This is a genomic window from Streptococcus sp. STC1396 (assembly GCF_058933875.1).
In genome coordinates, this window is record NZ_JBZYCU010000027.1 from 22596 (window position 1) to 28827 (window position 6232).

Genomic DNA, 6232 nt, shown 5'->3' on the forward strand with positions numbered 1-6232 from the left:
ATGGCATATAACTTAAAGAAAGAAGAAGTTGGTGTTTTCGCCATCGGTGGTCTAGGCGAAATCGGTAAAAACACCTACGGAATTGAGTATCAAGATGAGATTATCATTGTCGATGCTGGGATTAAATTTCCAGAAGATGACCTCTTGGGTATCGACTATGTCATCCCCGACTACTCGTATATCGTAGAAAACATTGACCGCGTGAAAGCTGTCCTCATCACCCACGGGCACGAGGACCATATCGGCGGTATCCCTTTCCTGCTCAAGCAAGCCAATGTTCCTATCTATGCTGGCCCTTTGGCGCTGGCCCTCATTCGGGGCAAGCTAGAAGAACATGGTCTCCTGCGCAGTGCCAAACTTTATGAAATCAATCAAAACACAGAGCTGACTTTTAAAAATCTGAAGGCGACTTTCTTCCGGACAACCCACTCTATTCCAGAACCCTTGGGAATTGTCATCCATACGCCTCAGGGAAAGATTGTCTGTACAGGTGACTTCAAGTTTGACTTTACACCAGTCGGTGAGCCGGCAGACCTGCATCGTATGGCCGCTCTGGGCGAAGAAGGCGTACTCTGCCTCCTGTCTGACTCGACCAATGCTGAAGTTCCAACCTTCACCAATTCCGAAAAAGTGGTTGGACAGTCTATTATGAAGATTATCGAAGGCATTCATGGACGGATTATTTTCGCCTCCTTTGCCTCAAACATCTTCCGGCTCCAGCAGGCAGCAGATGCTGCTGTCAAGACTGGACGTAAGATTGCAGTCTTTGGTCGCTCCATGGAAAAGGCCATTGTAAACGGGATTGAACTGGGCTACATCAAGGTTCCAAAAGATACCTTCATCGAGCCAAATGAACTCAAGGATTACCCAGCTGGCGAAGTGCTGATTATGTGTACAGGAAGTCAGGGTGAGCCCATGGCAGCCCTGTCTCGGATTGCCAATGGTACCCACCGCCAGGTTCAGCTGCAGCCTGGAGATACAGTCATCTTCTCATCCAGCCCTATCCCTGGTAATACGACCAGCGTTAACAAGCTGATTAACATCATTTCCGAAGCTGGTGTAGAGGTTATCCACGGCAAGATTAACAACATCCACACCTCTGGACACGGTGGCCAGCAAGAGCAGAAACTCATGCTCCGCTTGATCAAGCCTAAATATTTCATGCCAGTCCATGGTGAATACCGTATGCAGAAAGTCCATGCGGGTCTAGCCGTTGATACTGGAATACCCAAAGACAATATCTTCATTATGAGCAATGGTGACGTGCTAGCTCTAACAGCTAACTCAGCCCGTATTGCTGGTAGCTTCAACGCTCAGGATATCTATGTCGATGGTAACCGCATTGGTGAAATCGGGGCTGCTGTCCTGCGCGACCGTAAAGACCTGTCTGAGGACGGTGTTGTCCTGGCTGTCGCAACAGTTGACTTCGAGTCCCAGATGATTTTGGCCGGTCCAGATATTCTCAGCCGCGGCTTTATCTACATGCGCGAATCAGGTGACCTCATCCGCCAAAGCCAGCGTATCCTCTTCAATGCTATCCGCATTGCTCTCAAGAATAAAGATGCCAGCGTCCAATCTGTCAGCGGTGCTATCGTCAACGCCTTGCGTCCTTTCCTCTACGAAAGTACCGAGCGCGAACCTATTATTATTCCGATGGTGCTTACACCAGACGAAGAAATTGATTAAACTCAAATCCAGTAAACGCGAATTCCTGAACCCTAAAATATAAAAGCGGGATCCCTACTGATTTGATTACTTTATAAATATAATATAAAAGAAAAACCAGTTCATTCAATGGATTGGTTTTCCTTTACCTCTAAAATCTTTTGATAAAATGATACTTGACAACACCCTTCTTCGGCACATCTTCCAGACTGGCGTAGATTTCATAGCCTTGTTTGATGTAAAAATCCTTGGCTTGATAAGATTTAGTGGACAAGGTAATGCTAGTTACTCCAGCTTCTACAGCCTTTTCTTCTAATTCTGCCAGCAGACTAGCTCCCAAACCTTTTTTCTGATGTTCTTTATCCACCACCAAAGCCTTGACATGAATATTTTCCAACACCTGTTGGGCATGAAGCAAGGCAATTAACTGGCCATCTTCCTCCCGCCTTAAATAATAATCTTGAGTTCCAAGTTTTTCAAGCATATCTGGACCAAAATAGGCTTCATATTGCTCATCGAAAACCCGCTTAATAAAATCATGAAATTTTTCCATCTTTCTCCTCCTCCACGAAAAAGCAGGGGATATGCCAATCCTCCTGCTCTAAGTTTAGTATAAATCCAGATAATTATCCACTTCCCATTGGGAGACAAAGGTTGCATAGCTAGCCCACTCGATACGCTTAGCTTCTAAGAAGCTCGTATAGATATGCTCGCCAAGAGCCGCTTTAACGACTTCGTCTTCTGTCAAGGCCTTCAAGGCATTGTGAAGAGTTGATGGCAGGTCTGTAATTCCAGCTTCCTTACGCTCCTCTGGAGTCATGATATAGATGTTTTCTTCGATTGGTGCTGGAGCTTCGATTTTATTCTCAACACCATGCAATCCGACTTCCAAGAGAACTGCCATAGCAATATATGGATTGGCCATCGGATCAACCGAACGCAGCTCCAAGCGAGTACCCATACCACGAGAGGCTGGCACGCGCACCAACGGTGAACGATTACGTCCTGCCCAAGCAATATAAACTGGTGCTTCATATCCAGGAACCAGACGTTTATATGAGTTGACCGTTGGATTCATGATAGCTGTGTAGTTATAAGCATGGTTAATCAAACCACCCAAGAAATGGTAGGCTGTTTCTGACAACTGCATACCTTTTGGATCTTCTGGATCGAAGAAGGCATTATTGCCGTCTTGATCAAAGAGAGACATATTACAGTGCATACCAGATCCTGCAATGCCAAACTTAGGCTTAGCCATAAAGGTTGCATACAAACCGTGCTTACGAGCAATAGTTTTCACAACCAGCTTGAAAATCTGAATCTTGTCACAAGCCCGAAGCACTTCGTCATACTTAAAGTCAATCTCGTGCTGGCCGACTGCTACCTCATGGTGACTAGCTTCTACTTCAAAGCCCATCTTGGTCAGGACATTGACGATTTCCCGGCGAGTATTGTCTGCCAAATCTGTCGGCGCCAAGTCAAAATAACCGCCCTTGTCATTTACTTCCAGCGTTGGATCGCCATTTTCATCCAATTTAAACAGGAAGAATTCTGGCTCAGGACCCAAATTAAAAGATTTAAATCCTAGTGCTTCCATATGCTTTAGCGCACGTTTCAAGTTACTGCGCGGATCTCCTTGGAAGGGCTTGAATTCTGTTGTATAAACATCACAGATTAAACCTGCCACGCTGCCATTTTCATCTCCCCAAGGAAAGACTGTCCAAGTATCTAAGTCTGGATAAAGATACATATCTGACTCATTAATACGAACAAAACCTTCAATTGAAGAGCCATCAAACATTGCTTTGTTGGACAAAACTTTATTAAGCTGTTCGTCGGTTGCAGGAATTTCAACATTTTTCATTGTTCCCAAAATATCTGAAAACATCAAACGAATAAATGTTACATTTTTTTCTTTAACTTCACGACGAATATCAGCTGCAGTGATTGACATGAGATTTCTCCTTGTAAATAAAAAAACAAAATAATTTATGGTCGACGCATGTGACCAAAGGTTGGAAGCGAAGCGCCAAAGCGCCCTTGCTGAAGAATATCATTATGGAGAGCCCGACGAACATCATCTTCGCTAATGATTTTATTTAACTTAGCTTCTCGTTCAGCATATTTCTTCTTGATAGCGGCGATATTACAACCTTCTGAAATATAATCTTTAATTTCCAAAAGCCGATCCATATCATTAAGGGAATACATGCGACGATTCCCTTCATTCCGAATCGGAGTAATCAAATTTTGATCCTCATAATAACGAATCTGACGAGCTGTTAAATCCGTCAGTTTCATAACACTACCGATAGGAAAGACTGCCATATTTCGGCGAAACTCTTTTTCCTTCATCATTTTCTCCTCTATGCACTATTATATCCCAAATAATTTTTATGTCAAGAACTAATGTAAGATTTTCTTACACAGATTTTATTTTTTTTCGTTGAACCAGATCCGAATACGGTCAATATCCGTATTCACAATTATCGCAACAAATACTCCCATAAACGTTTCAAAGATTCTGGCAAATACATATAAAATTGTCTCACCCGCAGGGATTGATAAGGTGATAATGAGCATAGCAGAAACCCCGCCAATTACTCCGGCCTTATTATTCATTGCGACATTTGTCATAATGGTCAGCATGGTACAAATAGGAACAATCAGTAAGGTTACCAAAAATTGATTGTGAAAGAAACTATTGATTAAGAAAAAAATCAACGCATAAAAACCACCGATACTATTTCCCAAAATACGAGACGTGCCAAAATGAACACTTTTATCAAAATCTTCCCGCAAGCTAAAAACGGCTGTCAAGGCTCCAATCTGAAGCCCCTTCCAACCAAACAAACCAAAAATTAACAAAATAATGAACACTGCGATTCCTGTTTTGAAGGTTCGCATACCAATCCGAAACTTTGATTTATCAAGCTTATATTTGTTAAAGTAACCCATCCGATTTCCTTTTTAAAAGTCTGCTACCCTTATTTTAACATATTTTAGTTTAAAATAACTCTTTCTGCTTGGAAGTTTCTCTCACAACAAAAAGCCAGTTCGACAGTCTAGCAGACTGTCGAACTGATGGCTGAAAAAATCAAAATTTTTGTCAAAAGAGCTTTTTGAATCTAAAAGACGAACAAAAAACAATTAGTTAGCACGTCAAGAGCTCTCTGTTATAACAAAAGGAGGCTGAGACAAAAAATGTCTCAGCCTCCTTTTCACAATCTTTAGTTTGGATAAATATAGGTGACGTTGCCCATAAATTCATTAGGATTAAAATAACCGCGATAGTTTCCAATTTGCTTTTGGCGATTGTAGTTAGCTTCCAAGACTTGGACGGAGCCGTCACTTTGAACATCTGTCACATAAGCAACATGTCCGTATTCACCGCCGTCCCAAACCGCAATAGCACCTGCTACTGGAACATTTCCTGTTGCATAGCCTTGGGCACTAGCATTGACGGCCCAAGTGTTGGCATTCCCCCACCAGTTGCTCGCCCAAGAAGCCGTTTCTTTCACACCCCAGGTACACTGGCCGATTGGGTAGGAATTACCATAATCAGTCGGAGTATTCAAGACAACATCTTCTACATCAGATACCAAATCAGCATTGCTTGTCGCTTCATAAACCGAACCGCTGTAAGGATTGTAAGCCTGAACCTGAGTGGTACCGCTCACTTCTAGCACATCCCCTGGGGTAATCGTATCAAAAATTGATTTTCCATTATTAGCAGCAAGGTCATAAGGATTCATCCCAGTAGCGCTGGCAATGGCAAAAAAAGAGTCCCCCTGTTGAACAACATAAGAATCTGCCCTAACAGTTTGAGCCCCAATTGTCGCCAAGAAAGCTGTGGAAGTCAAACCAAGAGTTGCTTTAGCAAATGCTTTTTTCATAACTATGTTTCTCCGTATAAATTGATAATAGAAAAATTATATCTAATTTACATGTCAGGTATTTTAGGCTTATATTTTAGTCATGTTACAAATAATTGCTACTTTTACTACAGCGTTTTTTAGGAGGATTTTTAGTTAAAAACCGAAGATAACAAGAACTGAACAAAGCACAATGGTCAATCAATCTACTCCCCATACTACAAGAAATCCTATTGGAGTATCTCTAAGTACTGCGTTAAGCTTTTTTATAAAACAATCATTTTACAAAAAAACTGTCCTGAGTCGATGTGAATAATTCCAATATCTCAGCAAACTATCGGAAGTTGAGGATACAGAAAGTAACCCTTTTGTATGATAAGATGTCCTAAATTGCAACTAGAGCAAACAAGGCACTAAAAAAGCTCCGCTTTGAGATTACAGATGAAGATTCCGATAGAAATTATAATTATCTTGTCATCTATCCATTCAATGGCACTAGAAAAGAGTCTGGGACAGACAGCCATGACGACATAGCCGTCACCCACAGAAACACGAAAATAAAGACAACAGCCCTCATTTAGAAGTATAATATAAGTGAGGGCTTTGTGGTTGATAATTTCTTGAATATCACTTTCGCGGGACAAACTAATCCACTCTACCGACGAGTACCCCAAAATATCGCCTTGAGCATG

The 6232-nt window shown here is 42.0% G+C and carries 7 protein-coding genes; 1 reads left to right on the forward strand and 6 read right to left on the reverse strand.

Annotation, left to right across the window (positions count from 1 at the left end; all coding sequences use genetic code 11):
- Complete coding sequence (rnjA, locus tag AC5FEC_RS08955) at positions 1–1686, forward strand: ribonuclease J1 (RefSeq protein ID WP_493661962.1); 1686 nt, start codon at positions 1–3, stop codon at positions 1684–1686.
- 130 nt (positions 1687–1816) lie between these two features.
- On the opposite strand, the gene AC5FEC_RS08960 is transcribed toward rnjA, so the two are convergent.
- The 6 genes from AC5FEC_RS08960 to AC5FEC_RS08985 form a co-directional block, all read right to left on the reverse strand.
- Complete coding sequence (locus AC5FEC_RS08960) at positions 1817–2218, reverse strand: GNAT family N-acetyltransferase (protein WP_493661963.1); 402 nt, start codon at positions 2216–2218, stop codon at positions 1817–1819.
- 54 nt (positions 2219–2272) lie between these two features.
- Positions 2273–3619, reverse strand: a complete 1347-nt coding sequence (glnA, locus tag AC5FEC_RS08965; protein WP_493661964.1) for a type I glutamate--ammonia ligase — start codon at positions 3617–3619, stop codon at positions 2273–2275.
- 35 nt (positions 3620–3654) lie between these two features.
- A complete protein-coding gene (locus tag AC5FEC_RS08970) occupies positions 3655–4020 on the reverse strand; it encodes a MerR family transcriptional regulator (RefSeq protein WP_493661968.1) in 366 nt (121 codons plus the stop codon).
- 78 nt (positions 4021–4098) lie between these two features.
- On the reverse strand, positions 4099–4623 hold the full coding sequence (locus tag AC5FEC_RS08975) for an FUSC family protein (RefSeq protein WP_217473127.1): 525 nt from the start codon (positions 4621–4623) through the stop codon (positions 4099–4101).
- Between the two features lie 272 nt (positions 4624–4895).
- Positions 4896–5561 (reverse strand): COG3942 and LysM peptidoglycan-binding domain-containing protein, encoded by a 666-nt coding sequence (locus AC5FEC_RS08980; protein ID WP_493661965.1) that lies wholly within the window; start codon positions 5559–5561, stop codon positions 4896–4898.
- A gap of 392 nt (positions 5562–5953) precedes the next feature.
- A partial coding sequence (locus AC5FEC_RS08985; protein ID WP_493661966.1) for a hypothetical protein occupies positions 5954–6232 on the reverse strand: 279 nt, incomplete at its 5' end.

Excerpts from the sequence above, each read along its gene's own strand:
- rnjA (WP_493661962.1), top strand. The coding sequence starts at position 1 with ATGGCATATAACTTAAAGAAAGAAGAAGTTGGTGTTTTCGCCATCGGT.
- AC5FEC_RS08960 (WP_493661963.1), bottom strand. The coding sequence starts at position 2,218 with ATGGAAAAATTTCATGATTTTATTAAGCGGGTTTTCGATGAGCAATAT.
- glnA (WP_493661964.1), bottom strand. The coding sequence starts at position 3,619 with ATGTCAATCACTGCAGCTGATATTCGTCGTGAAGTTAAAGAAAAAAAT.
- AC5FEC_RS08970 (WP_493661968.1), bottom strand. The coding sequence starts at position 4,020 with ATGAAGGAAAAAGAGTTTCGCCGAAATATGGCAGTCTTTCCTATCGGT.
- AC5FEC_RS08975 (WP_217473127.1), bottom strand. The coding sequence starts at position 4,623 with ATGGGTTACTTTAACAAATATAAGCTTGATAAATCAAAGTTTCGGATT.
- AC5FEC_RS08980 (WP_493661965.1), bottom strand. The coding sequence starts at position 5,561 with ATGAAAAAAGCATTTGCTAAAGCAACTCTTGGTTTGACTTCCACAGCT.